This is a genomic window from Pantoea sp. OXWO6B1 (genome assembly GCF_001641135.1).
Classification (GTDB): Bacteria; Pseudomonadota; Gammaproteobacteria; order Enterobacterales; family Enterobacteriaceae; genus Pantoea; species Pantoea allii.
Window position 1 is genome coordinate 200,566 of the sequence record NZ_LWLR01000001.1, and the last position, 22,543, is coordinate 223,108.

Annotated in this window: 31 protein-coding genes, 1 tRNA gene, 1 rRNA gene and 2 other annotated features; of the genes, 6 read left to right on the forward strand and 27 right to left on the reverse strand. The window is 51.0% G+C overall.

Annotated elements, in window-relative coordinates; translation table 11 throughout:
* Nucleotides 1–99: 99 nt before the first annotated feature.
* Nucleotides 100–828, reverse strand: a sequence feature (23S ribosomal RNA rRNA prediction is too short).
* A gap of 7 nt (nucleotides 829–835) precedes the next feature.
* Nucleotides 836–1,346, reverse strand: a sequence feature (23S ribosomal RNA rRNA prediction is too short).
* A 365-nt stretch (nucleotides 1,347–1,711) separates the two neighbouring features.
* Nucleotides 1,712–1,787 (reverse strand) — tRNA-Glu (locus A6A26_RS03210).
* A 163-nt stretch (nucleotides 1,788–1,950) separates the two neighbouring features.
* Nucleotides 1,951–3,490 (reverse strand): 16S ribosomal RNA (locus A6A26_RS03215).
* A 490-nt stretch (nucleotides 3,491–3,980) separates the two neighbouring features.
* Between A6A26_RS03215 and A6A26_RS03220 the strand changes: the two genes are divergently transcribed.
* Complete coding sequence (locus A6A26_RS03220) at nucleotides 3,981–4,547, forward strand: gamma carbonic anhydrase family protein (RefSeq protein WP_063877448.1); 567 nt, start codon at nucleotides 3,981–3,983, stop codon at nucleotides 4,545–4,547.
* On the opposite strand, the gene A6A26_RS03225 is transcribed toward A6A26_RS03220, so the two are convergent.
* From A6A26_RS03225 to dprA, 6 genes are read right to left on the reverse strand one after another with little or no spacing between them, the layout of a single operon-like run.
* Nucleotides 4,502–4,759, reverse strand: coding sequence for a DUF1488 family protein (locus A6A26_RS03225; protein WP_063877449.1), 258 nt, complete (start codon nucleotides 4,757–4,759; stop codon nucleotides 4,502–4,504). The genes A6A26_RS03220 and A6A26_RS03225 overlap by 46 nt on opposite strands.
* Nucleotides 4,756–5,574: a shikimate dehydrogenase gene (gene aroE, locus A6A26_RS03230; RefSeq protein ID WP_063877450.1), complete on the reverse strand. Its 819-nt coding sequence runs from the start codon at nucleotides 5,572–5,574 to the stop codon at nucleotides 4,756–4,758. The genes A6A26_RS03225 and aroE overlap by 4 nt, the downstream gene beginning before the upstream one ends.
* Before the next feature lie 3 nt (nucleotides 5,575–5,577).
* Entirely contained in the window at nucleotides 5,578–6,150 is a 573-nt protein-coding gene (tsaC, locus tag A6A26_RS03235) for an L-threonylcarbamoyladenylate synthase type 1 TsaC (RefSeq protein WP_063877451.1), read from the reverse strand.
* A gap of 9 nt (nucleotides 6,151–6,159) precedes the next feature.
* Nucleotides 6,160–6,705 carry a DNA topoisomerase family protein gene (locus A6A26_RS03240; protein ID WP_063877452.1) on the reverse strand — a complete coding sequence of 182 codons (546 nt, stop codon included), beginning with the start codon at nucleotides 6,703–6,705 and terminating at the stop codon, nucleotides 6,160–6,162.
* A 23-nt stretch (nucleotides 6,706–6,728) separates the two neighbouring features.
* Nucleotides 6,729–7,202 carry a DUF494 family protein Smg gene (gene smg / locus A6A26_RS03245; RefSeq protein WP_013027451.1) on the reverse strand — a complete coding sequence of 158 codons (474 nt, stop codon included), beginning with the start codon at nucleotides 7,200–7,202 and terminating at the stop codon, nucleotides 6,729–6,731.
* Nucleotides 7,174–8,298, reverse strand: coding sequence for a DNA-protecting protein DprA (dprA, locus tag A6A26_RS03250; protein ID WP_063877453.1), 1,125 nt, complete (start codon nucleotides 8,296–8,298; stop codon nucleotides 7,174–7,176). Before dprA ends, smg begins: the two co-directional genes overlap by 29 nt.
* 117 nt (nucleotides 8,299–8,415) lie before the next feature.
* Here dprA and def point away from each other — a divergent pair, with 117 nt between their 5' ends.
* The 5 genes from def (at nucleotide 8,416) to mscL (ending at nucleotide 13,156) form a co-directional block, all read left to right on the forward strand.
* Nucleotides 8,416–8,928: a peptide deformylase gene (def, locus tag A6A26_RS03255; RefSeq protein ID WP_063877454.1), complete on the forward strand. Its 513-nt coding sequence runs from the start codon at nucleotides 8,416–8,418 to the stop codon at nucleotides 8,926–8,928.
* A 20-nt stretch (nucleotides 8,929–8,948) separates the two neighbouring features.
* A complete protein-coding gene (fmt, locus tag A6A26_RS03260) occupies nucleotides 8,949–9,893 on the forward strand; it encodes a methionyl-tRNA formyltransferase (RefSeq protein ID WP_063877455.1) in 945 nt (314 codons plus the stop codon).
* 48 nt (nucleotides 9,894–9,941) lie between these two features.
* The gene (gene rsmB, locus A6A26_RS03265) at nucleotides 9,942–11,243 is read left to right on the forward strand and encodes a 16S rRNA (cytosine(967)-C(5))-methyltransferase RsmB (RefSeq protein WP_063877456.1); all 1,302 of its coding nucleotides are present in this window, start codon (nucleotides 9,942–9,944) and stop codon (nucleotides 11,241–11,243) included.
* 17 nt (nucleotides 11,244–11,260) lie between these two features.
* A complete protein-coding gene (gene trkA, locus A6A26_RS03270; protein WP_063877457.1) occupies nucleotides 11,261–12,637 on the forward strand; it encodes a Trk system potassium transporter TrkA in 1,377 nt (458 codons plus the stop codon).
* A 108-nt stretch (nucleotides 12,638–12,745) separates the two neighbouring features.
* Nucleotides 12,746–13,156: a large-conductance mechanosensitive channel protein MscL gene (mscL, locus tag A6A26_RS03275; protein ID WP_063877458.1), complete on the forward strand. Its 411-nt coding sequence runs from the start codon at nucleotides 12,746–12,748 to the stop codon at nucleotides 13,154–13,156.
* Here the strand turns inward: mscL and A6A26_RS03280 are convergent.
* The 19 genes from A6A26_RS03280 to rplN all read right to left on the reverse strand — a co-directional run bounded on the left by A6A26_RS03280 (nucleotide 13,153) and on the right by rplN (nucleotide 22,488).
* On the reverse strand, nucleotides 13,153–13,392 hold the full coding sequence (locus A6A26_RS03280) for an alternative ribosome-rescue factor A (protein ID WP_063877459.1): 240 nt from the start codon (nucleotides 13,390–13,392) through the stop codon (nucleotides 13,153–13,155). The genes mscL and A6A26_RS03280 overlap by 4 nt on opposite strands.
* Nucleotides 13,393–13,492: 100 nt before the next feature.
* Nucleotides 13,493–13,861, reverse strand: a complete 369-nt coding sequence (locus tag A6A26_RS03285; protein ID WP_063877460.1) for a DnaJ family domain-containing protein — start codon at nucleotides 13,859–13,861, stop codon at nucleotides 13,493–13,495.
* 93 nt (nucleotides 13,862–13,954) lie between these two features.
* Nucleotides 13,955–14,341, reverse strand: a complete 387-nt coding sequence (gene rplQ / locus A6A26_RS03290; protein ID WP_003850180.1) for a 50S ribosomal protein L17 — start codon at nucleotides 14,339–14,341, stop codon at nucleotides 13,955–13,957.
* A 40-nt stretch (nucleotides 14,342–14,381) separates the two neighbouring features.
* Nucleotides 14,382–15,371, reverse strand: coding sequence for a DNA-directed RNA polymerase subunit alpha (gene rpoA / locus A6A26_RS03295; protein WP_033741519.1), 990 nt, complete (start codon nucleotides 15,369–15,371; stop codon nucleotides 14,382–14,384).
* A 25-nt stretch (nucleotides 15,372–15,396) separates the two neighbouring features.
* The gene (gene rpsD, locus A6A26_RS03300) at nucleotides 15,397–16,017 is read right to left on the reverse strand and encodes a 30S ribosomal protein S4 (protein ID WP_063877461.1); all 621 of its coding nucleotides are present in this window, start codon (nucleotides 16,015–16,017) and stop codon (nucleotides 15,397–15,399) included.
* A 33-nt stretch (nucleotides 16,018–16,050) separates the two neighbouring features.
* On the reverse strand, nucleotides 16,051–16,440 hold the full coding sequence (rpsK, locus tag A6A26_RS03305; RefSeq protein ID WP_004160563.1) for a 30S ribosomal protein S11: 390 nt from the start codon (nucleotides 16,438–16,440) through the stop codon (nucleotides 16,051–16,053).
* Nucleotides 16,441–16,456: 16 nt separating this feature from the next.
* Nucleotides 16,457–16,813 carry a 30S ribosomal protein S13 gene (rpsM, locus tag A6A26_RS03310; RefSeq protein WP_003850176.1) on the reverse strand — a complete coding sequence of 119 codons (357 nt, stop codon included), beginning with the start codon at nucleotides 16,811–16,813 and terminating at the stop codon, nucleotides 16,457–16,459.
* A 144-nt stretch (nucleotides 16,814–16,957) separates the two neighbouring features.
* On the reverse strand, nucleotides 16,958–17,074 hold the full coding sequence (gene rpmJ / locus A6A26_RS24585; protein ID WP_004160566.1) for a 50S ribosomal protein L36: 117 nt from the start codon (nucleotides 17,072–17,074) through the stop codon (nucleotides 16,958–16,960).
* Between the two features lie 32 nt (nucleotides 17,075–17,106).
* Nucleotides 17,107–18,438 (reverse strand): preprotein translocase subunit SecY, encoded by a 1,332-nt coding sequence (secY, locus tag A6A26_RS03315; RefSeq protein WP_063877462.1) that lies wholly within the window; start codon nucleotides 18,436–18,438, stop codon nucleotides 17,107–17,109.
* A gap of 7 nt (nucleotides 18,439–18,445) precedes the next feature.
* On the reverse strand, nucleotides 18,446–18,880 hold the full coding sequence (gene rplO, locus A6A26_RS03320; RefSeq protein WP_063877463.1) for a 50S ribosomal protein L15: 435 nt from the start codon (nucleotides 18,878–18,880) through the stop codon (nucleotides 18,446–18,448).
* Between the two features lie 3 nt (nucleotides 18,881–18,883).
* A complete protein-coding gene (rpmD, locus tag A6A26_RS03325) occupies nucleotides 18,884–19,063 on the reverse strand; it encodes a 50S ribosomal protein L30 (protein WP_013027462.1) in 180 nt (59 codons plus the stop codon).
* Between the two features lie 5 nt (nucleotides 19,064–19,068).
* Nucleotides 19,069–19,569 carry a 30S ribosomal protein S5 gene (gene rpsE, locus A6A26_RS03330; protein WP_006120595.1) on the reverse strand — a complete coding sequence of 167 codons (501 nt, stop codon included), beginning with the start codon at nucleotides 19,567–19,569 and terminating at the stop codon, nucleotides 19,069–19,071.
* A 14-nt stretch (nucleotides 19,570–19,583) separates the two neighbouring features.
* On the reverse strand, nucleotides 19,584–19,937 hold the full coding sequence (rplR, locus tag A6A26_RS03335; RefSeq protein WP_013027463.1) for a 50S ribosomal protein L18: 354 nt from the start codon (nucleotides 19,935–19,937) through the stop codon (nucleotides 19,584–19,586).
* A 9-nt stretch (nucleotides 19,938–19,946) separates the two neighbouring features.
* Nucleotides 19,947–20,480: a 50S ribosomal protein L6 gene (rplF, locus tag A6A26_RS03340; RefSeq protein WP_063877464.1), complete on the reverse strand. Its 534-nt coding sequence runs from the start codon at nucleotides 20,478–20,480 to the stop codon at nucleotides 19,947–19,949.
* 12 nt (nucleotides 20,481–20,492) lie between these two features.
* Nucleotides 20,493–20,885 (reverse strand): 30S ribosomal protein S8, encoded by a 393-nt coding sequence (gene rpsH, locus A6A26_RS03345; protein WP_013027465.1) that lies wholly within the window; start codon nucleotides 20,883–20,885, stop codon nucleotides 20,493–20,495.
* A gap of 32 nt (nucleotides 20,886–20,917) precedes the next feature.
* Nucleotides 20,918–21,223 (reverse strand): 30S ribosomal protein S14, encoded by a 306-nt coding sequence (gene rpsN, locus A6A26_RS03350; protein ID WP_006120592.1) that lies wholly within the window; start codon nucleotides 21,221–21,223, stop codon nucleotides 20,918–20,920.
* 14 nt (nucleotides 21,224–21,237) lie between these two features.
* A complete protein-coding gene (gene rplE / locus A6A26_RS03355; protein WP_006120591.1) occupies nucleotides 21,238–21,777 on the reverse strand; it encodes a 50S ribosomal protein L5 in 540 nt (179 codons plus the stop codon).
* A 14-nt stretch (nucleotides 21,778–21,791) separates the two neighbouring features.
* Entirely contained in the window at nucleotides 21,792–22,106 is a 315-nt protein-coding gene (rplX, locus tag A6A26_RS03360; protein ID WP_003850150.1) for a 50S ribosomal protein L24, read from the reverse strand.
* A 10-nt stretch (nucleotides 22,107–22,116) separates the two neighbouring features.
* Entirely contained in the window at nucleotides 22,117–22,488 is a 372-nt protein-coding gene (gene rplN, locus A6A26_RS03365) for a 50S ribosomal protein L14 (protein ID WP_006120590.1), read from the reverse strand.
* Nucleotides 22,489–22,543 lie beyond the last annotated feature (55 nt).

Genomic DNA, 22,543 nt, shown 5'->3' on the forward strand with positions numbered 1-22,543 from the left:
CTCGCCTTAGGGGTCGACTCACCCTGCTCCGATTAACGTTGAACAGGAACCCTTGGTCTTCCGGCGACAAGGTTTTTCACCTTGTTTATCGTTACTTATGTCAGCATTCGCACTTCTGATACCTCCAGCATGCCTCACAGCACACCTTCAACGGCTTACAGAACGCTCCCCTACCCAACAACACATAGTGTCGCTGCCGCAGCTTCGGTGCATGGTTTAGCCCCGTTACATCTTCCGCGCAGGCCGACTCGACCAGTGAGCTATTACGCTTTCTTTAAATGATGGCTGCTTCTAAGCCAACATCCTGGCTGTCTGTGCCTTCCCACATCGTTTCCCACTTAACCATGACTTTGGGACCTTAGCTGGCGGTCTGGGTTGTTTCCCTCTTCACGACGGACGTTAGCACCCGCCGTGTGTCTCCCGTGATAACATTCTCCGGTATTCGCAGTTTGCATCGGGTTGGTAAGCCGGGATGGCCCCCTAGCCGAAACAGTGCTCTACCCCCGGAGATGAGTTCACGAGGCGCTACCTAAATAGCTTTCGGGGAGAACCAGCTATCTCCCGGTTTGATTGGCCTTTCACCCCCAGCCACAGGTCATCCGCTAATTTTTCAACATTAGTCGGTTCGGTCCTCCAGTTAGTGTTACCCAACCTTCAACCTGCCCATGGCTAGATCACCGGGTTTCGGGTCTATACCCTGCAACTTAACGCCCAGTTAAGACTCGGTTTCCCTGCGGCTCCCCTATACGGTTAACCTTGCTACAGAATATAAGTCGCTGACCCATTATACAAAAGGTACGCAGTCACCCCCATAAAGAAGGCTCCCACTGCTTGTACGTACACGGTTTCAGGTTCTGTTTCACTCCCCTCGCCGGGGTTCTTTTCGCCTTTCCCTCACGGTACTGGTTCACTATCGGTCAGTCAGGAGTATTTAGCCTTGGAGGATGGTCCCCCCATATTCAGACAGGATACCACGTGTCCCGCCTTACTCATCGAACTCACAGCCTGTGCACCTTTGTGTACGGGAGTATCACCCTGTACCCTGCGACTTTCCAGACGCTTCCACTGATGCACAAGCTGATGATGGTTCTGGGCTCCTCCCCGTTCGCTCGCCGCTACTGGGGGAATCTCGGTTGATTTCTTTTCCTCGGGGTACTTAGATGTTTCAGTTCCCCCGGTTCGCCTCATGCAGCTATGTATTCACTGCATGATAGTGTGACGAGTCACACTGGGTTTCCCCATTCGGGTATCGCCGGTTATTGCGGTTCATATCACCTTACCGGCGCTTATCGCAGATTAGCACGCCCTTCATCGCCTCTGACTGCCAGGGCATCCACCGTGTACGCTTAGTCGCTTAACCTCACAACCCACAGGCGTTTATCTGTATTACCGTAACGGCTGCGCGTAAAGAATGCGTCGTTGCGCGGTGCTCGCCATGCTCACGTACTTCAGTACGCTCCGCTGGCTGCGCGCCGACGCGTCTTGCTTTCTTCACTGCTCGCGCGCTACTGCATAACAGTTAGCTTGTAAGCTGTAAGCTTTTGAGAGACTCGAACGCGTTGTGCTGTGTTCCTTATTACGGAGGAACACGACAATGCGTCGTTTCAAATTTTCAGCTTGTTCCGGATTGTTAAAGAGCAACATCTTAAACATGACTCGTAAGTCATCTTTAAGATATGTGGGCAACACCTTTCACCTGTCACCAAGCAAGTGGCGTCCCCTAGGGGATTCGAACCCCTGTTACCGCCGTGAAAGGGCGGTGTCCTGGGCCTCTAGACGAAGGGGACGTGAAATACTTGTGCAACAGACACGGGTAATTTCACGTGAAGGTGAGATTATATAATCAGGCGACAATAGTTATTGTTACCGCACCCCAACGCGTAGACGCTTTGCTCATTACTTTTCTATCAGACAATCTGTGTGAGCACTTCGCGGGAAGGTATCTTCAGGTAAGGAGGTGATCCAACCGCAGGTTCCCCTACGGTTACCTTGTTACGACTTCACCCCAGTCATGAATCACAAAGTGGTAAGCGCCCTCCCGGAGGTTAAGCTACCTACTTCTTTTGCAACCCACTCCCATGGTGTGACGGGCGGTGTGTACAAGGCCCGGGAACGTATTCACCGTGGCATTCTGATCCACGATTACTAGCGATTCCGACTTCACGGAGTCGAGTTGCAGACTCCGATCCGGACTACGACGCACTTTGTGAGGTCCGCTTGCTCTCGCGAGGTCGCTTCTCTTTGTATGCGCCATTGTAGCACGTGTGTAGCCCTACTCGTAAGGGCCATGATGACTTGACGTCATCCCCACCTTCCTCCGGTTTATCACCGGCAGTCTCCTTTGAGTTCCCGACCGAATCGCTGGCAACAAAGGATAAGGGTTGCGCTCGTTGCGGGACTTAACCCAACATTTCACAACACGAGCTGACGACAGCCATGCAGCACCTGTCTCACGGTTCCCGAAGGCACTAAGGCATCTCTGCCGAATTCCGTGGATGTCAAGAGTAGGTAAGGTTCTTCGCGTTGCATCGAATTAAACCACATGCTCCACCGCTTGTGCGGGCCCCCGTCAATTCATTTGAGTTTTAACCTTGCGGCCGTACTCCCCAGGCGGTCGACTTAACGCGTTAGCTCCGGAAGCCACTCCTCAAGGGAACAACCTCCAAGTCGACATCGTTTACGGCGTGGACTACCAGGGTATCTAATCCTGTTTGCTCCCCACGCTTTCGCACCTGAGCGTCAGTCTTCGTCCAGGGGGCCGCCTTCGCCACCGGTATTCCTCCAGATCTCTACGCATTTCACCGCTACACCTGGAATTCTACCCCCCTCTACGAGACTCAAGCCTGCCAGTTTCAAATGCAGTTCCCAGGTTAAGCCCGGGGATTTCACATCTGACTTAACAGACCGCCTGCGTGCGCTTTACGCCCAGTAATTCCGATTAACGCTTGCACCCTCCGTATTACCGCGGCTGCTGGCACGGAGTTAGCCGGTGCTTCTTCTGCGGGTAACGTCAATCACTGCGGTTATTAACCACAATGCCTTCCTCCCCGCTGAAAGTACTTTACAACCCGAAGGCCTTCTTCATACACGCGGCATGGCTGCATCAGGCTTGCGCCCATTGTGCAATATTCCCCACTGCTGCCTCCCGTAGGAGTCTGGACCGTGTCTCAGTTCCAGTGTGGCTGGTCATCCTCTCAGACCAGCTAGGGATCGTCGCCTAGGTGGGCCGTTACCCCGCCTACTAGCTAATCCCATCTGGGTTCATCCGATAGTGAGAGGCCCGAAGGTCCCCCTCTTTGGTCTTGCGACGTTATGCGGTATTAGCCACCGTTTCCAGTGGTTATCCCCCTCTATCGGGCAGATCCCCAGACATTACTCACCCGTCCGCCACTCGTCACCCGAGAGCAAGCTCTCTGTGCTACCGTCCGACTTGCATGTGTTAGGCCTGCCGCCAGCGTTCAATCTGAGCCATGATCAAACTCTTCAATTTAAGTTTGATTTGCTGAAACCAGTTCAGCGGTGCTCATCTGTAAAACGTCATAATGAATTTCATTATGTGTTCACTCGTGAGACTTGATATTTTTTACGTCCGGAGACGCTGATATCAATCCTGCGAGTGCCCACACAGATTGTCTGATAAATTGTTAAAGAGCAGTGCGAACAGCGGGTTAACCGTCTGTCGCGAGGTGGCGTATATTACGCTTTCCTCCTTCAGAGTCAACCTCTTTTTCAGAAGTTTTTCTCCGGCGGTTCAGTTTCCTGAACCTCCCGACACCGCATTCCGTAAGCCGTTGTGCCGTGTCAGTGGAGGCGCATTATAGGGATCCGAATAAATTGCACAACCCTTTTTTTGGATCTTTTTTCTGACTGTCGAGAAAACATTCATATTGGTTAGATCGCCAACGATCCGGGGCAAAATCCCCTTGCCAGCAGGTCAGAATCACAGCAGGCTGCCGGTAAACTCAGTAAAGGAGAATACAATGACTGTAGCGTTACGCCCTTATAAACATCTTTTCCCGCAGTTGGGTCTGCGCGTCATGGTTGATTCCACAAGCGTGGTGGTGGGCGACGTCATTATCGAAGATGATGTAGGTATCTGGCCTTTAGTGGCTATTCGTGGTGATGTGAATCAGGTTCGCATCGGTGCCCGTACCAATATTCAGGATGGCAGCGTACTTCATGTAACCCATAAGTCTGATGCCAATCCAGCAGGTTTCCCACTGGTTATCGGTCAGGATGTTACCGTTGGGCATAAGGCGATGCTGCATGGCTGCACCATCGGTAATCGCGTGCTGGTTGGGATGGGTTCAATCGTGCTGGATGGCGTGATTGTTGAAGATGATGTTCTGATTGGTGCCGGGAGTCTGGTCCCGCCGGGTAAGAGACTGGAAAGCGGTTATCTTTATGTAGGCAGCCCGGTAAAACAAATTCGACCGCTGAATGAAAAAGAAATTGAAGGATTGCTCTACTCTGCCCGCAACTATGTTAGCTGGAAGAACGACTATCTGGCAGGCGACAGCCAGACCCATCCTTCATTATCTACCTGATCGTTACGGATACAGTCTTCAGCCACATCTTCCAGATCCCAGCGATGGTCACGAAACAGGGCCATCGTGTCTCCCTCCCCGAACTGTTGGTGTAACGCATCCACGCTGATAGCACAGGTCAGTCCCATGCCATTAACCAAAACGGGAAAACAAACAGCCTTTAATGTGACATCCAGCGTTTCACGGTCTGGAAACTGGATAGCCTGATTCATGACTGTATCTCGGCTTTTAAGGACGCAATGACAGGCGCAATCTCCGGCATGATGCCATGCCACAGATGAAAGGCATGCGCGGCCTGACCCACCAGCATGCCTAACCCATCAGCCAGATGAGATGAACCCTGCTGGTGACACCAGCCCAAAAAAGCGGTCAATCCATTCTGGTAGAACATGTCATAACAGCGTAAATCCGCATGAATTAATGAAGACGATAACGGTGGCACATCGCCATTGATGCCGCTCGACGTTGCGTTAATCAGCAAATCAAAATGTTTACCTTCAAGCTCCTCAAAAGAAAGGGCACTCACCGCCCCACGGTGCGCAAACGTCTTTGCCATGCTCTGGGCATTAGCAGCCGTACGGTTTACCAGCGTAATTGACGTGCCCAGCGAAAGCAGAGGAAGGATGACGCCACGCGCCGCACCTCCCGCCCCCACCAGCAAAATATGATCGCCAGGTTTGATCATCGACAGACGCTGCAGATCGCTGACTAAACCGATGCCATCCGTATTATCGCCAAGAATCTGACCATCCTGGCATTTCTTCAACGTGTTGACGGCACCAGAGAGAGAGGCACGTTCGGTGAGCTGGTCTGCATATCCCCAGGCCTGTTGTTTAAAAGGTAACGTGATATTGGCGCCTGCCCCACCCTGAGAGAAAAAAGTGGTGATAGCCTGGGGAAAGGCATCGACAGGCGCTTCAATACGATCGTATTGAAGCGTAATACCCGTTTGCCTGGCAAAGGCCTGATGAATTTGCGGGGATTTGCTGTGACTGATCGGATGTCCGAAAACTGCAAAATATGCCATCTGCTAGCCCTGCCGTATCTGGTTGCCGCTAATCACGTCACGGATCTCAGAAGGGTTTAGCCTTCCTCCCGTCTCTCCATTGAGTACGGGAAACGCAGCACCAAACTGCAGTTTAACCTCTTCTACTGAACGGCAAGGTGGCTGACCAGAAAGATTCGCGCTGGTTGAAACCAGAGGTTTACCAAACGCCCGGCACAACGCCTGAACGTCAGGATGGTCGCTGACGCGAATAGCCAGGGAATCAAACTGTCCGGTTAACCAACGTGGCGTTTGCGGTGCTGCTGGCACAACAAAGGTGACCGGGCCTGGCCAGCAGGCAAACATACGTTCACGCTGCATCGCCGTTAAGACATGATCGGAGACGTAGGGCATAAGCTGGCCGTAATCGGCCGCTATCAGAATCAACCCTTTTTCCACTGGGCGTCTTTTCAATGCCAGCAGAGCCATCACTGCCGATTCATCGTCGGGGTCGCAGCCCAGGCCGAATACCGCTTCAGTGGGATAAGCAATCACGGCATGTTGCTTCAGATGGTTCACACAATCCTGTAGTGAGCCGGAAACTGGTTGATTTTGCATGGTTATGTCTTACGTCTCTTCAGTGATAACTTTGCCACAACTTTTACTGGCGCAAAAAAGCCGGGTGCCCTGCGCCGTCTTTTTTTCAACTAAAAGCGGAAATTCACAATGTGGACAGCGTCCAGCGACTGGCGTCAGATTAACGGTAAACTGGCAGGCTGGATAGCGGTCACAGGAATGGAAGGTTTTGCCAAAACGCGATCGCCGCTGTACCAGTTTACCTTGCTGACACTGCGGGCAGTCGATGGTTGTCTCATCAGGTTTATCGATCGTTTCCGTGTAATCACACGCTGGATAGTCGCTACAGCCAATAAACATGCCAAAACGGCCCTGACGTAACACTTTATCAGCACCACATTGCGGGCAAGCATGACCTTCCAGAACTTTTACTACATGTCCGTCGGCCTGGTTTCCCAGGGGCCGGATGTAGTCGCAGGCAGGGTAGTTTGCACAGCCCAAAAAAGGGCCGTGTTTTCCTGAACGTATAACAAGTTCTGCCCCGCAAGCGGGGCAGGGGTCCTGTTTACGCGCAGTAAAGAGTGCGGTTTTACTCATAACGATAATGCATCAGTGAAAATTTAATGCAGCATACCTTCGTTGACGTCGAATAACAGTTCTTCCATCTGTTGATAGGCGTTTTCACATCCTGGGATGTTAAACAACACCATCAACACCACCCATTTAAGATCCTCAAGATCGAAATCAAGAGTATCAAGCGCCATGACACGTTCAATGACCATTTCTCGTGTTTCCAGACTCAAGACCTGGATTTGCTCCAGGAAAAGCAGGAAACCGCGGCTTTCGGCATCTAAACGCTTGCTCTCTTCATCTGTATAGATGCGCATGGAGAGCGGATCATTTGCCAGTAAAATTGGGGCGACCAGACCTTCCTGGTAGTCTGCCAATTTTTCTAACCAGTTCAACGCGTTATAGATATCTTCGCGATGAAAACCGGCATCCGTCAAGTCATCTGTCAATCTGTCCTGATCAACACCCATTTCTGCTTCGTTGTGGATATAGGTCTCAAACAAGTACATGAGTACGTCGAACATGGCATGCCCTCCTCAATCGGACATAGCCGCCGGGTACAGCTGCGATCCATCCTGCTAACTCCAGTTCCAGCAATTGAGCTGTAATAACTGGCACAGGTTGGCCGGCACGTTCAGCGACAACGTCAACAGGTGTAACCTCATCACCTACGTTAGCCAACAGCTCGGCAAATGGCAATGGAGCATCGTCACTGGCATCAGAATAAATTTCGTCTGATTGTGTAACAGGTAACCAGTTAAGCATAGCGCGTAAATCTTCAATGATGTTATTAGGATGTGCCACCAGCATCGCGCCCTGTTGAATCAGCCAGTTTGTTCCCTCACTGCCGCTGTTTCCTAATGCGCCGGGCAAGGCATAAACCGCGCGATTTTGCTCTAATGCATAACGGGCTGTGACTAATGAACCACTCTTTAATGACGCTTCTATGACTAAAACGCCCTGGCTCAGCCCACTGATAATACGGTTTCTGCGTGGAAAACGATGTGCCAGCGGTACGGCATCCAGCGGAAACTCAGATACCACGGCGCCGCCCTGCCCGACAATCTCCTGCGCCAATGCACCATGCTTTTTGGGATAAAGATGCTCCAGTCCGCTGCCCAGCACCGCAACGGTTTTCCCCTGAACCCTCAGCGCGGCGCGATGCGCAACGCCATCGATACCAAGCGCCAGGCCGCTGGTGATAGTAAAGCCACTTAGCGATAACTGTTGAGTAAACCAGTCACACCAGTAGCGGCCAGAGTGGGAACATTGACGGCTGCCGACCACCGCTAACTGCGGTGCCCCCAACACGGCGGGGTCGCCTTTCACATACAGCAGCGGAGGAAAACAGGCCGTTTCAGCCAGTTGAGCGGGATAAAGCGGATCAAGTGCGGTAATCAGATGGTGCAACGGGTTCGTTGCCAGCCACGTCTTAACTGTCGCCAGCCAACGGGGGGAGATATGATGGTAATAGTGGCGTTGTGAAGCCTCAAACCCGTTCAGAGTTAACACATCATCAACATCTTTGTCTTCAGACAGTTGCTGTGCCGCGCTTAACCAGCGCCTGCCCGTTATGCCCGGAATGGCGGCCAGCCGCAGTAACGGCTCCCTTTTTTGCATCTTTACAGCCTCCTGATAACCGTTGCTTCCCTCCGCAGAATGCTGTCAATCAGGTGCTAAAAAGTCTACAATATGGGGCAGTAATCTTTCCCTTTTAGAATATATATCTGGATATTTATGTCAGTTTTACAGGTATTACATTTTCCTGACGAGCGCCTGCGCAAAATTGCCGCGCCTGTTAAAGAAGTTAACGCGGACGTTCAGCGTATCGTTGATGATATGTTCGAAACCATGTATTCCGAAGAAGGTATCGGCCTGGCTGCCACGCAGGTGGACATTCACCAGCGCATCATTGTGATTGATGTATCAGAGAACCGCGATGAGCGTCTGGTATTAATTAATCCTGAGCTTCTGGAAAAAAGCGGTGAAACAGGTATTGAAGAAGGCTGTCTGTCCATTCCTGAGCAACGCGCTTTTGTGCCACGTGCTGAGCGAGTAAAAGTCCGTGCGTTAGATCGTGACGGTAAAAGTTTCGAACTTGAAACCGGTGATCTGCTGGCTATCTGTATTCAACACGAAATCGACCATCTCGATGGCAAACTGTTTATTGATTATCTTTCGCCTTTAAAGCGTCAGCGCATCAAAACTAAGTTAGAAAAACTGGCGCGACAAAACGCCCAGGCTTCCTGAGATCTGAAAAAGGGATAAACGTGTCTGCTCCGCTTAAAATTATTTTTGCTGGCACGCCAGACTTTGCAGCGCGTCACCTTGACGCGCTGCTTGCTTCTGAGCATCAGGTGGTTGGCGTCTTTACCCAACCGGATCGTCCCGCAGGTCGTGGCAATAAGTTGACCGCCGGCCCGGTTAAATCCTTAGCCCTGGCCCAAAACATTCCGGTATTTCAACCCAAATCCTTGCGCCCTGCAGAAAACCAACAGCTGATTGCAGATTTGCAGGCTGACGTAATGGTGGTGGTCGCTTATGGGCTCATTCTGCCAAAAGCCGTGCTTGATATGCCCCGACTGGGCTGTATCAACGTACACGGTTCCCTGCTGCCACGCTGGCGTGGCGCCGCGCCCATTCAGCGCGCGCTCTGGGCGGGCGACAGTGAAACCGGTGTGACCATCATGCAGATGGATGTTGGGCTGGATACCGGTGATATGCTATTGAAACTGGCCTGTCCAATTAGCGCGGAAGATACCAGTGCCACGCTTTATGACAAGCTGGCAGATCTGGGCCCGGCAGGACTGCTGACAACCTTAGCTCAGTTACGTGATGGTCAAGCGCAGGCCATTCAGCAAGACGAAAGCCAGGCCAACTATGCGGAGAAGCTCAGTAAAGAGGAAGCGCGCCTTAACTGGACGCTGTCGGCCGAACAGCTGGAACGCTGCATCCGTGCCTTCAATCCCTGGCCGATAAGCTTTTTTATGGTGAATGATCAGCCGGTTAAAGTCTGGCAAGCCTGCGTCTTACCTCATGTGAACAAACAGCCAGGAGAGATTATCCAGGCTGACAAACAAGGCATTCAAATTGCCACTGCCGACGGCGTGCTGAATTTGCTTCAGCTTCAACCCGCCGGTAAAAAACCGATGTCGGCACAGGATCTGCTTAACTCGCGCCGAGAATGGTTTGAAGCCGGCACTCTTCTGGACTGACCCTCAGGCCCGGCAAAAACCGGGCCATTTGCTTGATGGCACTATCTTATGACTAAACCAACCAATCTTCGTAGCCTGTCTGCTCAACTGATCGAGCGCGTTGTCGATAAAGGCGAGTCCCTGAATACCGTCTTGCCTGCGGCACAGAAAAAGCTCTCAGACAAAGATGCCGCGCTGGTCCAGGAGATCTGCTTTGGTGTGTTGCGCACCTTACCGCAGCTGGAAGCGCTTATCGGCAAATTGATGGAACGCCCGTTAACGGGTAAGCAGCGTACACTGCACTTCCTGATTATGGTGGGCTTATATCAGCTGCTCTATACACGTGCACCTGCTCATGCGGCATTAGATGAGACAGTTGCCGGTGCTGAAGTGCTGAAACGAGCAAACCTGAAAGGGTTAATTAATGGCGTATTACGTCAGTTCCAGCGTCGTCAGGAAGAACTGCTTGCCAGTATTCAGGATGGCCCACAGCGTCACCTGCATCCGGGCTGGTTACTGAACCGGCTTCAACAGGCCTGGCCAGCGCACTGGCAGCAAATTGTTGAGGCGAACAACCAGCGTCCGCCAATGTGGTTAAGGGTTAACCGTCAGCACCATTCGCGTGACAGCTGGCTGGCCCTGCTGACGGCGGATGAAAGGAACGCAGCTGTTGCTGACGATGTGCCTGAAGCTTTGCGTCTTGAATCGCCGGCATCCGTTAATGTGTTACCCGGCTTTGAACAAGGCTGGATTACCGTACAGGATCTCTCCGCCCAGCGTTGTGCGCTTCTGCTTGAGCCCAAAAACGGTGAGCAAATTCTGGATCTCTGCGCGGCGCCGGGAGGTAAAACGACCCATATACTCGAAATCGCCCCTGAGGCTCAGGTGCTTGCTGTCGATGTTGACGCGCAGCGCCTGAAGCGCGTGCATGAAAATCTGGGCCGTCTTGGTATGACCGCAGAAGTGAAACAGGGAGATGGACGTACCCCGCAGCAATGGTGTGACCAACGTCAGTTTGATCGCATACTGCTGGATGCGCCCTGCTCAGCAACTGGCGTTATCCGTCGTCATCCTGATATCAAGTGGTTACGTCGCGATCGTGATATTACTGAGCTGGCAGCCTTACAGCGTGACATTCTGGATGCGACATGGCCACTGCTTAAACCGGGCGGTACGATGATCTATGCAACCTGCTCTGTGCTGCCAGATGAGAATCAGCAGCAAATCAGCGACTTTGTACAGCGCCACGCGGATGCTCAGGCTGTGTCGCTGTCTGGTGCTCCCCTTAACGGCTGGCAGGTCTTTCCTGAAGCAGAAGGCGGAGACGGTTTTTTCTACGCTAAGCTTGTGAAGCTCGCGAGTCCACACTGAGAAGGCATTGAAAAGCGATGAAAATCATAATTCTTGGTGCCGGTCAGGTCGGCGGTACCCTGGCTGAAAACCTGGTTGGCGAAAACAACGACATTACCGTTGTCGACACGGACTCCACGCGTTTACGCCAACTGCAGGATAAGTTTGATTTACGCGTTGTACAGGGTCATGGTTCTCATCCGCGTATTTTACGCGAAGCCGGTGCAGAAGATGCCGATATGCTGGTCGCCGTCACCAGTTCTGATGAAACCAATATGATTGCCTGTCAGATCGCCTATTCGCTTTTCAATACACCGAATCGCATTGCCCGTATTCGTGCGGCAGACTATTTGCGTGATGCCGATAAGCTTTTTATCCCCGAGGCTGTGCCCATTGATCATTTGATTTCGCCTGAGCAACTGGTTATCGACAATATTTATCGTCTGATTCAGTATCCTGGTGCGCTGCAGGTGGTCAACTTTGCCGAAGGCAAGGTCAGTCTGGCCGTTGTAAAAGCTTATTACGGTGGCCCGCTCGTGGGTAATCCGCTGTCGATTCTGCGCGACCACATGCCGCATATTGATACGCGGGTTGCGGCTATCTTCCGACAGGATCGTCCTATCCGCCCGCAAGGCTCGACCATTATTGAGGCCGGCGATGAAGTCTTTTTCATTGCCGCCAGCCAACATATTCGCGCGGTAATGAGCGAAATGCAGCGTCTGGAGAAACCCTATAAGCGCATCATGTTAGTGGGCGGCGGGAATATTGGATTTGGTCTGGCGCAGCAACTCGAAAAAAATTACAGCGTAAAACTTATTGAGCGCAATCCGCAGCGCGCTGCCGAGCTGGCTGAACAGTTGCACGATACTGTGGTGTTCTATGGCGATGCGTCCGATCAGGAATTGCTGGCAGAAGAACACATTGAGCAGGTCGATTTATTTATCGCCGTTACCAATGATGACGAAGCCAATATTATGTCCGCCATGCTGGCGAAAAAAATGGGTGCCAAGAAAGCGATGGTACTGATTCAACGACGGGCTTATGTTGATCTGGTTCAGGGCAGCGTTATCGATATTGCCATCTCGCCACAGCAGGCGACGATCTCGGCATTGCTGGGACATGTACGTAAAGCGGATATTGTTGGCGTCTCGTCATTACGTCGTGGTATCGCCGAAGCCATCGAGGCGATTGCACATGGTGATGAAACTACGTCAAGAGTTGTGGGCCGCTCCATTGATGATATCAAGCTGCCACCGGGCACAATTATTGGCGCAGTGGTCCGGGGGGATGATGTGATGATCGCGAATGACAATTTGCGCATCGAACAGGGCGACCACGTGGTGATGTTTTTAACCGATAAGAAATTTGTACCGGACGTCGAGCGCCTGTTCCAGCCAAGTCCGTTCTTCCTGTAATAAAAGGTCGCGCGTTGTCTGACATAATCCGGCTAATTGCTCGCAGCGATGGCAAATATGGCAAGCTTTGTTAAACTTTATGGCATTGGCTAAGGCAAGGAGAGAAGTATGAGTTTATTCAAAGAGTTTCGTGATTTTGCGATGCGCGGCAATGTTGTTGATCTGGCCGTGGGTGTCATTATTGGTGCGGCATTTGGTAAAATTGTTTCATCATTAGTGGCAAATATCATCATGCCACCGCTGGGCTTATTGATCGGCGGCGTTGATTTCAAATCATTCGGCTGGGTACTTAAACCTGCTGTGGGTGATGCGCCAGCGGTTGTAATGCAATACGGCATTTTTCTGCAGACCGTTTTCGACTTTATCATCGTTGCGTTTGCCATTTTCATGGCGATTAAACTGATGAATAAACTCTACCAGAAAAAAGAAGTCGAAAAGCCTGCGCCGAAACCCTCTAATGAGGAAGTTCTGTTAACGGAAATTCGTGACTTGCTCAAACAGCAGAATACAAAAATCTAAAACGTTAAAGCCGCAGACATTGCGGCTTTTTTGTCATTAAAAGCAGAAGGGCAGTGATAAGTCCTGCACTTATCACTGCCCTCCCATCCCCGACCTTTTGCATGTTTCTCTTTACGTTTAAAGCTGCCTTTCCCTTTTTGGTTCTGTTCAACACGCTGTCTAAATAAAGGGTCGTGCAGTAGTGCCTCAATCGCATTATCACGTATTTGCCCTTTGGTATGACGATAACGGGACATATCTCCTCCATCAGTTTAGGTGACCCGAAGATCCAACTGCGCGAAACCTTGCCGCAGTGAAAGAAATTATACTCGCCTTGACGCCAGATAAAAATAGTCGCTATTCAACCGTGAGCTTATGGGTAATGGCCGGACCGTATTCGCCCTCAAGAAACGCTGTGCTCATGCCCGCCTGACGCAGTTTCACTGTCAGGTGCCGCAATTTGCGCGCATGCATTTCTGCTGCAGGATCGCCCGGGTCCAGTTGGCGTAAAAGATCGTTTACTTCCAGCGCTTCACGACGTAATTCAAGCTCAGGGGGAAGAAACCCCGCATTCTTGAGTAAACGATAGCCCGCGCGTAATTCAGGTGGAACATGGCTGTCATCGTCCAACACTAATGGCGCACCTTCTCCGGCAAGATTGCTGAGTTCGCCTTTCTCCTGCGCCGCTTTAATATGCTGTTCAGCCAGCTGATCGATTAACCACATTGTTAGCCTCCTATGTCACACCACAAGCGTAGCAGAGGGCAAATAGCAGGCAATAAAAAACCCGCCGAAGCGGGTTTTTCACGTTGCAACAGATTACTCTGCTGCAGCCTCTGCTTGAGCTTCTGGACGATCAACCAGCTCGATGTATGCCATCGGAGCGTTGTCACCAGCGCGGAAGCCACACTTCAGAATGCGAGTGTAACCACCTGCACGGCTCGCGAAACGCGGGCCTAACTCATTAAACAGTTTTGCCACGATCTCGTTATCACGAGTGCGGGCGAATGCCAGACGACGATTAGCTACGCTGTCGGTCTTGGCAAGAGTAATCAGCGGCTCAACTACGCGGCGCAACTCTTTGGCTTTCGGCAGAGTCGTCTTGATGATCTCATGACGAACCAGAGAGCCAGCCATGTTGCGGAACATAGCCTGACGATGGCTGCTGTTGCGGTTCAGTTGACGACCACTCTTACGATGGCGCATGACCTTATCCTTCTCAGTGAAACCTTAACCTGTGATCGGGTTATTCATCAGCAATGCTTGCCGGTGGCCAGTTTTCCAGGCGCATGCCCAGAGACAGACCACGTGAGGCCAGCACATCTTTAATCTCGGTAAGAGATTTTTTACCAAGGTTAGGCGTTTTAAGCAGCTCAACCTCGGTACGCTGTACCAGATCACCGATGTAGTGGATAGCTTCTGCCTTAAGGCAGTTAGCAGAGCGGACAGTCAATTCCAGATCGTCAACAGGGCGCAGCAGGATCGGATCGAATTCTGGTTTCTCTTCTTTCACTTCCGGCTGACGTACATCACGTAAGTCAACGAAAGCTTCCAGTTGTTCTGCCAGGATGGTTGCCGCACGACGAATCGCCTCTTCAGGATCGATTGTGCCGTTGGTTTCCATTTCGATGACCAGCTTGTCCAGGTCGGTGCGCTGCTCTACACGCGCTGCTTCAACATTGTAGGCGATACGGTCTACAGGGCTGTAGCAAGCGTCAACTAACAGACGGCCGATCGGGCGCTCATCTTCTTCCGAATGAATTCGGGCAGAAGCCGGCACATAACCACGACCACGCTGAACTTTGATACGCATACTAATAGATGCGTTGTCATCGGTCAGATGGCAGATCACATGCTGCGGCTTGACGATTTCGACATCACCATCATGGGTAATGTCGGCTGCAGTCACAGGGCCAATGCCAGATTTATTCAAGGTAAGAATAACTTCATCTTTGCCCTGAACTCTTACCGCCAAACCTTTAAGGTTGAGCAGGATTTCCAGGATATCTTCCTGTACACCCTCTTTGGTGCTGTACTCGTGCAGTACACCATCAATTTCAACCTCGGTCACCGCGCAACCCGGCATTGATGAAAGCAGAATACGGCGCAGCGCGTTACCAAGAGTATGGCCAAAGCCACGCTCTAAAGGCTCAAGGGTCACCTTGGCGTGCGTCGAACTCACTTGCTCGATATCTACCAGGCGCGGTTTTAGAAACTCTGTCACAGAACCCTGCATTGTGTCCTCTCTTTGGTACTAAGCTTTACTTGGAGTAAAGCTCGACGATCAGGTGTTCGTTAATGTCCGCAGACAGATCGGTACGTTCAGGAATACGTTTGAACACACCTTCCATCTTAGTTGCATCAACTTCCAGCCAGGTTGGCTTTTCACGCTGCTCAGCCAGCTCCAGAGCGGCCTTCACGCGAGATTGCTTTTTGGCTTTCTCACGGATGCTAACGACATCATTCGGAGATACCTGATAAGAAGCGATGTTAACAACGCGACCATTGACCAGAACAGACTTATGGCTCACCAACTGACGTGCTTCCGCACGCGTGGCACCAAAGCCCATACGATAAACGACGTTGTCCAGACGACCTTCCAGCAGAGCCAACAGGTTTTCACCGGTGTTGCCTTTCAGACGTGCTGCTTCTTTGTAATAGTTACGGAACTGACGCTCAAGAACACCGTACATACGACGAACTTTTTGCTTTTCACGTAACTGGCCGCCGTAGTCAGACAGACGTGGCTTACGCGCACCGTGCTGACCAGGAGCTTGTTCAATTTTACACTTGGAATCAATCGCGCGAACGCCAGACTTAAGGAATAAGTCAGTGCCCTCACGACGGCTCAGCTTGAGCTTAGGACCCAAATATCTTGCCATTTTCTTTCTCCAACTATCCTAAAAAACGGGGCGTTATACGCGACGTTTTTTCGGCGGACGACAACCGTTATGAGGGATCGGAGTCACATCAGTAATATTCGTGATGCGGAAACCAGCGGCGTTCAGTGCACGAATTGTTGATTCGCGACCCGGACCCGGACCCTTAACCATAACTTCCAGGTTCTTAATACCGTAATCTTTTACCGCTTCTGCACAGCGCTCTGCAGCGACCTGAGCAGCAAACGGAGTGGATTTACGTGAACCGCGGAAACCGGAACCACCGGCGGTTGCCCAACCCAGTGCGTTACCCTGACGATCAGTAATGGTAACGATTGTGTTGTTAAAAGAAGCATGGACATGAGCCACGCCATCTGAGACTTGTTTTCTTACACGCTTACGTGCACGAACTGGTGCCTTTGCCATTATTTACTCACCCCGATTATTTCTTGATCGGTTTACGCGGACCCTTACGGGTACGTGCGTTGGTCTTAGTACGCTGACCGCGAACCGGAAGACCACGACGATGGCGCAAACCACGGTAGCAACCAAGGTCCATAAGACGCTTGATGCTCAGGGTGATTTCACGGCGCAGATCACCTTCTACAACGAATTTAGCAACTGCATCACGCAGCTGATCAATTTGTTCTTCAGACAGCTCACTGATCTTAACATTTTCAGCAATACCCGTTGAAGCGCAGATGGCTTTTGAGCGAGTCTTACCAATACCGAAGATCGAAGTTAATGCGATAACGGTATGTTTCTGATCAGGAATGTTAATGCCTGCTATACGGGCCACTATGCACTCCTACTATTTAATATGTACGTACCATGCCGAAAAGCCCGTTTTCAGGATACTCAAATGGAAACGTACAGACATACAAAAGATTGGCTGGCTAATCTAGCCAGCTCAACCCGACTTTGCAAGAAAAATATGTGAAAATCAGCCTTGGCGCTGTTTATGCTTTGGCTCGGCGCTACAGATCACACGAACGACACCGTCGCGACGAATGATTTTGCAGTTACGACATAATTTCTTGACGGAAGCACGAACTTTCATTTTTACTCTCCGTAACTTCTCAACCACCTGAATTAACGGCCGTAGCCCTTCAGGTTAGCTTTCTTCAATGCAGACTCGTACTGACTTGACATCATCAGAGTTTGCACTTGAGCCATAAAGTCCATGATGACGACCACTACGATGAGCAGTGATGTACCGCCAAAGTAGAAAGGAACTTTCATCGCATCACGCATGAACTCCGGGATAAGGCAGATAAACGTAATATACAGGGCACCGATTAAGGTTAACCGCGTCATTACTTTATCAATATACTTCGCCGTTTGCTCTCCCGGACGAATTCCCGGTACGAATGCACCAGACTTCTTCAGGTTATCTGCTGTTTCACGCGGGTTGAAAACCAACGCCGTGTAGAAGAAACAGAAGAAGATGATAGCAGTCGCATAGAGTAGCACATAAAGCGGCTGTCCTGGCTGCAAATACATCGAAATTGTTGTCAGCCAGTTCCAACCGGTACCGCCCCCGAACCACGATGCAATCGTTGCCGGGAACAGAATAATGCTGGAAGCGAAGATTGCCGGGATAACCCCTGCCATATTCACTTTCAACGGTAAATGTGTGCTCTGTGCAGCGTATACACGGCGACCTTGTTGACGTTTCGCATAGTTCACCACAATGCGGCGTTGACCACGCTCAACGAAAATAACAAAGAAGGTCACTGCAAATACGAGAACTGCAACCAACAGCAACAGAAGGAAGTGCAGGTCACCTTGCCGCGCTTGCTCGATGGTATGGCCAATGGCCGGCGGGAGACCCGCAACAATACCTGCGAAGATAATGATCGAAATACCGTTACCGATACCACGTTCAGTAATCTGTTCGCCCAGCCACATCAGGAACATTGTCCCGGTAACCAGACTCACAACAGCGGTAAAATAGAATGCAAAGCCTGGATTCATCACCAGGCCCTGCATACCAGGCATATTCGGTAAACCGGTAGCAATACCGATTGACTGGAATACGGCCAATACCAACGTACCGTAACGGGTGTACTGGCTAATCTTACGACGGCCAGCCTCCCCTTCTTTCTTGATTTCAGCTAACGCAGGATGAACCACCGTTAACAGCTGGATAATAATCGATGCCGAAATGTACGGCATGATACCCAGAGCAAAAATAGAAGCACGGCTGAGAGCACCACCAGAGAACATGTTAAACATTTCAATGATGGTGCCACGCTGTTGCTCAAGCAGTTTGGCAAGTACAGTGGCATCAATACCAGGGATCGGAATGAAAGAGCCAATACGGAAGACAATCAGTGCACCGATAACAAACAGAAGTCTGCGTTTCAGTTCACCAAAGCCACCTTTGGCACTTTGAAAATCTAATCCCGGTTGTTTAGCCATCTGCTACTTATTCCTCGATTTTACCGCCAGCAGCTTCGATTGCAGCACGCGCACCTTTGGTGACACGTAAGCCGCGAACCGTTACCGGTGCAGAAACTTCACCAGAAAGAATAACTTTAACGTATTCAATCTGAACACCGACAATGTTGGCTGCTTTCAGCGCGTTCAGGTCGACGATACCGCCTTCAACTTTCGCCAGATCAGACAGACGAATCTCTGTGGTGATCATTGCTTTGCGAGAGGTGAAACCGAACTTCGGCAGACGACGGTACAGAGGCATCTGACCACCTTCGAAACCGCGACGTACGCCACCGCCAGAACGTGAGTTCTGACCTTTGTGACCACGACCACCGGTTTTTCCGAGGCCAGAACCAATACCACGACCCAGACGCTTGCTAGCGTGCTTAGACCCTTCGGCCGGAGACAGAGTATTTAAACGCATCTCTTACTCCTCCACTTTAACCATGTAGGAAACCGCGTTGACCATGCCGCGTACAGCTGGCGTATCTTCACGCTCTACGGTATGACCAATACGACGCAGACCCAGGCCAACCAGAGTGGCTTTATGCTTAGGCAAGCGGCCGATTGAACTACGGGTTTGGGTGATTTTAATAGTGTTAGCCATCGTGATTACCCCAGAATTTCTTCAACGGATTTACCACGCTTAGCAGCGACCATTTCCGGAGACTTCATATTGCCCAGACCGTCAATAGTTGCACGAACCACGTTAATCGGGTTAGTAGAACCATAGGCTTTTGCCAGAACGTTATGTACTCCAGCGACTTCCAGAACGGCGCGCATTGCACCACCGGCGATGATACCGGTACCTTCTGAAGCCGGCTGCATGAACACACGGGACCCAGTGTGCGCACCTTTAACAGGGTGCTGCAGGGTGCCGTTGATCAGCGCGACATTTACCATGTTGCGACGGGCTTTCTCCATCGCTTTCTGGATCGCTGCTGGAACTTCGCGCGCTTTACCGTAACCAAAACCAACGCGGCCGTTACCATCACCCACTACAGTCAGTGCGGTGAAGGAGAAAATACGACCACCTTTTACAGTTTTAGAAACACGGTTTACCGCGATCAGTTTTTCCTGCAGTTCGCCAGCTTGTTTCTCGATGTGTGCCATCTTAGACCTCTACCTTAGAACTGAAGGCCAGCTTCACGGGCAGCATCTGCCAGTGCCTGGACGCGACCATGATATTGGAAACCGGAACGGTCGAAAGAAACACCAGTGATGCCTTTTTCGATTGCGCGTTCTGCAATAGCTTTACCTACAGCAGCTGCGGCTTCTTTATTACCGGTAAACTTCAGTTGTTCAGTGATAGCTTTTTCTACAGTAGAAGCAGCAACCAGAACTTCGGAACCGTTCGGGGCGATTACCTGTGCGTAAATGTGACGCGGGGTACGATGTACCACCAGGCGAGTAGCACCCAGCTCTTTGAGCTTGCGACGTGCACGGGTCGCACGACGGATACGAGCAGATTTCTTATCCATAGTGTTACCTTACTTCTTCTTAGCCTCTTTGGTACGCACGACTTCGTCGGCGTAACGGACACCCTTGCCTTTATAAGGCTCAGGACGACGGTAGGCGCGCAAGTCAGCTGCAACCTGGCCGATCACCTGCTTATCAGCGCCTTTCAGCACGATTTCAGTCTGAGTCGGACACTCTGCAGTGATACCCGCGGGCAGCTGGTGATCAACTGGATGAGAAAAGCCCAGAGACAGGTTAACTACGTTGCCTTTTACGGCAGCACGATAACCAACACCAACCAGCTGCAGCTTCTTAGTGAAGCCTTCGGTAACACCGATAACCATCGAGTTCAGCAGCGCGCGAGATGTACCCGCCTGCGCCCAGCCGTCAACATAACCTTCGCGCGGGGCGAAAGTCAGAGCGTTGTCAGCATGCTTAACTTCAACAGCATCATTGATAGTACGAGTCAGCTCGCCGTTTTTACCTTTAATCGAAATTACCTGACCGTTGAGTTTTACCTCTACGCCGGCAGGAACAACGACAGGTGCTTTAGCAACACGAGACATAGTATCCTCCGATTACGCTACGTAGCAGATAATTTCGCCACCAAGACCTGCCTGGCGCGCTGCACGATCAGTCATGACACCTTTCGATGTAGAAATTACAGCGATACCCATACCAGCCATTACCTTTGGCAGCTCATCTTTTTTCTTATAGATGCGCAGGCCGGGACGGCTTACTCGCTGAATGCTTTCTACAACAGCTTTACCCTGGAAATACTTAAGAGTCAGTTCCAGTTCCAGCTTGATGTCGCCTTCGATTTTAAAATCTTCAATAAAGCCTTCTTCCTTCAGCACGTTGGCAATTGCCAATTTCAGCTTGGAGGAGGGCATGGTGACCGCAACTTTGTTCGCGGCCTGACCGTTACGGATACGGGTCAGCATATCCGCGATCGGATCTTGCATGCTCATCTGTGTTACTCCCGTGATTCAATTGGTGACAATTACCAGCTAGCCTTTTTCAGACCCGGGATTTCACCGCGCATTGCGGCTTCACGGACCTTGATACGGCTCAACCCAAACTTCCGCAGGAAACCGTGCGGACGACCTGTTTGACGGCAGCGGTTACGCTGACGTGAAGGGCTGGAATCACGCGGCAGACTCTGCAGCTTGAGAACGGCATCCCAACGGTCTTCGTCGGAAGCGTTCACATCAGAAATGATCGCTTTCAGTTCAGCGCGTTTTGCGAAGAATTTGTCTGCTAATTTCACACGCTTAACTTCGCGTGCTTTCATAGATTGCTTAGCCATTAAGTAACCCTACCTTACTTACGGAACGGGAAGTCAAAGGCAGCCAGCAGAGCACGGCCTTCATCATCAGATTTCGCAGTAGTGGTAATGGTAATATCCAAACCACGAACGCGATCGACTTTGTCATAGTCGATTTCTGGGAAGATGATCTGCTCACGTACACCCATGCTGTAGTTGCCACGACCATCGAATGACTTAGCGGACAAGCCACGGAAGTCACGGATACGCGGTACAGCAATGGTGATCAGACGCTCAAAGAACTCCCACATGCGTTCGCCACGCAGAGTTACTTTACAGCCGATCGGATAGCCCTGACGGATTTTGAAGCCTGCAACTGATTTGCGTGCTTTGGTGATCAACGGTTTTTGACCGGAGATTGCTGCCAGGTCAGCTGCTGCGTTATCCAGCAGTTTCTTGTCAGCGATCGCTTCACCAACACCCATGTTCAGGGTGATCTTCTCGACCCGAGGGACTTGCATGACAGAATTGTAGCCGAACTCACTCATGAGTTTCTGGACTACCTCGTCTTTGTAGTAATCATGCAGTTTCGCCATCGTACTACTCCAAATTACTTGATAGTTTCGCTATTAGACTTGAAGAAACGGACTTTTTTGCCGTCTTCGAATCTAAAGCCTACACGGTCAGCCTTACCGGTTGCCGCATTGAAGAGTGCAACGTTAGAAACCTGAATTGCAGCTTCTTTTTCAACGATGCCGCCTGGTTGGTTCAGAGCCGGGACAGGCTTCTGATGTTTCTTAACCAGGTTGATACCTTCAACGATGACCTTGCCAGAAGACAGGACGTTCTTAACTTTACCGCGCTTACCTTTATCTTTACCGGTTAACACGATAACTTCGTCGTTACGACGGATTTTAGCTGCCATTGTTAGCTCCTTAGAGTACTTCTGGTGCCAGAGAGATAATTTTCATGAACTTTTCAGTACGAAGTTCACGAGTTACCGGCCCAAAAATACGCGTACCGATAGGCTGCTCACTGTTATTGTTTAAAATAACGCATGCATTACCATCGAAGCGAATGACAGAACCGTCCGGGCGACGAACACCCTTCCTGGTGCGCACCACTACCGCCTTCAGGACATCACCTTTTTTAACTTTACCACGTGGAATTGCTTCCTTGATGGTAACTTTAATGATGTCGCCGACGCCTGCGTAGCGACGGTGCGAGCCACCCAGAACCTTGATACACATTACGCGACGTGCACCGGAGTTGTCGGCGACGTTCAGCATAGTCTGTTCTTGGATCATTTCAGTGCTCCGCTAATGTCAACTACTACTTCGGGACCCAGACCTCAGGTCGTTT